Consider the following 4,103-nt stretch of genomic DNA (forward strand, 5'->3'; position numbering starts at 1 on the left):
CCCCTCTCCCTCCAAAGACTTTCAACTGGTGGGGAGGCTGCGCGGAAGGAGTTCCTATCGTATGGAAGGAAGGGGTGCGAGGCGTGTTGAACGGCTGTATCCTTTCTTTGCTGGGAATGTTCCTTTGCCTGATAAACGGAACGAGAGCCTTGCCGGAGTCGTCCGGCTTTTTTTGTGCCGTTTGATGGCGGGGAGTATTTGTGATCGGGGACCCAAGAAGGCCGGGGAAACTATCAGTTCCGGGCAAACGGGCAATGAAAATCGGTAGGCTAGAGCGTACTCACGTTGAAAAGGCTCTTCCGACTGCGGGAAGCAGGCGGTCGCTGGAAGGCATAAGTACAATGGATTTGCGCTGTTCAGTGCCGGAACGAGAGTGCCTTAAACTGTAAAAGTGTAACATATTAAAATGAATGGCTCTGTCATAAGCCGTGTCATCATTTTACATATAATTATTTGAAATTATTAAAAATATTTTTCCACAACTTAAAATATAATTAAATAATTTCAATATATTATATCTAACTCACGACACGCCCTAGCATGTGGTTGTTTCATCTCCACAGCACGGTAAAAATACGGCATTTTAGCCAGCTTTCCCATTGGCGGAATCCTTGGCTAAGGCATTTGGTTGGTTATTCCTTTGGAACTTCAAGGAAAAAAGCAGCAACCATTTTCTATGACACGGCCTCTTTTTTCTTGGCGAACTCCATGCCTGAAGCTTTTCATTGGTTCTTTATCTGGAATGGCTGTCACAATAAGCGGTTGATATTCACTTCTCGAAATTCCAAACAAAAAATGAATAGACGGCCCCAGCCACGATTTTTCCAATGAAAGCATTATGGAACCCACTACTCATTTAATATATTTAAATATATCAACAAAATCTCAACAAAAAAAATCCTTTGGAATTGGAATTTGAAGAAATGCGATAGCAACTGATTGCTGTGGACACGGCCTTTCAGAAAGGCTTTCCCTCCCTCATGTCCCCTTTTTTCAAAGCGCACCGTGAACCTGCCTCATCCTCTTGACGATTCGGCTGGCAAACTTATTTTTTTGGGGTTGGATCGCCGGGTGCGTCCCGGCCAAGATTTCGCAGGAGGATTCCCATGTCTGAACAAACCACCAATCATGAATTTCGTGCCGAAACCCGTAAGGTTCTGAATATCCTCACCCACTCCCTGTATTCCAACCGGGAGATTTTTTTGCGTGAGCTCATCTCCAACGCCTCGGACGCGCTGGACAAGCTGCGTTTCCTCCAGAGCCAGGCACAGCATGAGGCCATCCGTGATGCCGACTTGCCGCTCGAAATCCGGATTTCTTCGGACAAGGTGCAGAATTGCCTGACCATTACCGATACAGGCATCGGCATGACCCGCGACGAGATGATCGAAAACCTCGGCACCATCGCCCACTCAGGTTCGGAAGCCTTCCTCAAGGAGCACACCCAGACCGCCGAAGACGGTAAGGCAAACGATGCTTCCAACATCATCGGGCGCTTCGGCATCGGCTTCTACTCCGTGTTTATGGTCGCGGACAAGGTTGAAGTGACCTCTCTCTCCGCCACCGGCGACGGCCCCGCCTACCGTTGGACTTCCGACGGGACAGGCACCTTTACCGTGGAGGAAGCCCCGGATCAGGCCGACATCAAGCGCGGCACCACCATCCGGGCCTTCATCAAGGAAACGGACAAGGAATTTCTGGAGAAATACCGCATCGAAGGGATCATCCGCACACATTCAAGCTTCATCCCCTTCCCCATCCTTGTGGACGGCGAACGCGTGAACACGACGCCCGCCCTGTGGCGCGAGCCCAAGTTCTCCATCAAGAAGGAACAGTACGACGAATTTTACAAGTTCCTGACCTACGACCAGAAAGATCCGCTCGACGTGCTGCACCTGTCCGTGGACGCTCCGGTGCAGTTCAACGCCCTGCTGTTCGTTCCCGGCATCACCAAGGACTACTTCGGCGCATACCGTGAGCACTGGGGGCTGGATCTCTACGCCCGCCGCGTCCTCATCCAGCGTGAAAACAAGGAGCTCATCCCCGACTACCTCGCCTTCCTCAAAGGCGTGGTGGACACCGAGGATCTGCCCCTGAACATTTCCCGCGAAACGCTCCAGGAAAACATCGTCCTGCGCAAGATCTCGCAGACCATCAGCAAACAGATCCTGTCCCACCTCGAAAAGATGGCGAAGGACGACGCGGAAAAATACAACAGTTTCTGGAAGCTGCACGGCAAGGTCTTCAAGCTCGGCTACAGTGATTTCGTCAACCGCGACCGCATCACCCCGCTGCTGCGCTTCAACTCCTCCGCGATGGAAGACGCTGACGGCCTGACCTCGCTGGACGACTACATTTCCCGCGCCCGCGAAAGCCAGAAGGAAATCTGGTACGTCGCCGCGCCGAGCCGTGAAGCCGCCAAAGTCAACCCGCACAGCGAAGTGTTCCGCCGCAAGGGGCTTGAAGTGCTCTACCTGTATGAGCCCGTTGACGAGTTCGCGCTGGAAACGCTGGCGAAATACAAAGACTACACCTTCAAAGCCGTGGAACACGCCGACAGCGCCGTGCTCGACTCCTTCGCGGACACCGACGAACAGCCCAAGGCCGCGCCGCTGTCCAACGAGGACATGAACGAATTCGACAAGCTGCTTGAAACCATCCGCAAGGTGCTCGGTGAGCAGATCAAGGACGCCCGCGTATCCCACCGGCTTGCGGACAGCCCGGCCTGCCTCGTTTCCCCGGACGACGGCGTGACCTCCTCAATGGAACGCCTGATGCGCGTCATGCAGAAGGACGACTCCATCCCGCAGAAGATTTTTGAAATCAACCGCGATCATCCGCTGCTCCGCACCATGCTGAAAATCTCCAAGTCCGATCCCAGCGATCCGAGGCTTGCCGAAATGATCCAGAGCCTTTTCGACTCCACCCTGCTGCTCGACGGCTACATCAAAGACCCGCACGCCCTCGCCAGCCGCGCCACCAAGCTCCTTGAGCAGGCCAGCGCGTGGTATGCCGATGTGAAGAAATTGTAGGCGGTGGGTTCTCTTTTGGGGGAGGGGAGGAGGGACCTTTCTGAAGAAAGGCTTCCTCCTCCCCTCCCCCAAGCCCCCTCCCCTTCTCCTCCCAAGACTTTTTTATGCGGCAGCAGGTTCCGGCGCGGTACAACACAAAGGGCCGAACTGAAGCTGCCCCCCAATAAGCCTCGCCCCAAAGGGTGGGGCTTTTTCATATTAGGATGCTTTCCTGAAAAGGCTTAAAGAAAGACGCCGTTACTAAAGAAATAGGCTGTGTCATAGAAAATGGTCGATACCTTTTTCCTTGAAGTTCCAAAGGAATAACCAACAAAATGCCTTAGGCCGTGTCGTTAATTATATAATATATTGAAATTATTAAATATTTTTTTCAAATCATAAAAAGGTTATTTCAATAATTTCAAATAATTATATGTCAAATAACGACACAACCTAGGTATGGGTTCCTTCAAGGGGAAAACAGGAGAAAAAGGCTGTATTTTCACCATGCTGTGGTTATTTTATCTCCACAGTATGGTAACCATAGAGACTTTTTCTCATTTTTCCGTTGATGGACTCTATGGTTGGGCATTTTATTGATTATTCACTTGGAATTTTTGAAAAAAATAAGGCATCAACCATTTCCTGTGACACCGCCTCAAATAAAAGGGATGCGTTCCCTGCAAACCGCACCTTACCCCCGGCAATCCCCAACCCCGATGAGCCGCACACTCACGGAACAGGGATTCGATAAACCCGAACGTCTTGGGAGAGGGAGGGATGGGGGTTGGGGAAGGGAGGGAGAAGCCTTTCTTCAGAAAGGTTCTTCCTTCCCCAACTCACCGCCCTTGAAAAGCAGACTTGCCCTTTGTTGGGATTCCTTCCTGAAAAAACTTGAAGAAAGTCGCCTTTGCTGAGAAAATGAGAGGGATGCGCTTCCCTGCGAACCGCACCTTGCCCCCGCAATCCCCCAACCCCGATGAGCCGCACGCTCACGGAACAGGGATTCGATAAACCCGAACGTCTTGGGAGAGGGAGGGATGGGGGTTGGGGAAGGGAGGGAGAAGCCTTTCTTCAGAAAGGTTCTTCCTT

1 protein-coding gene is annotated in these 4,103 nt (G+C 51.8%); it reads left to right on the forward strand.

Going from position 1 to position 4,103, the window contains the following annotated elements; translation table 11 throughout:
* Positions 1-1,106: 1,106 nt before the first annotated feature.
* Positions 1,107-3,032 carry a molecular chaperone HtpG gene (gene htpG, locus ACZM8Y_RS02965; RefSeq protein WP_482334806.1) on the forward strand — a complete coding sequence of 642 codons (1,926 nt, stop codon included), beginning with the start codon at positions 1,107-1,109 and terminating at the stop codon, positions 3,030-3,032.
* Positions 3,033-4,103: the final 1,071 nt, after the last annotated feature.

Source organism: Bilophila sp. (genome assembly GCF_057864385.1).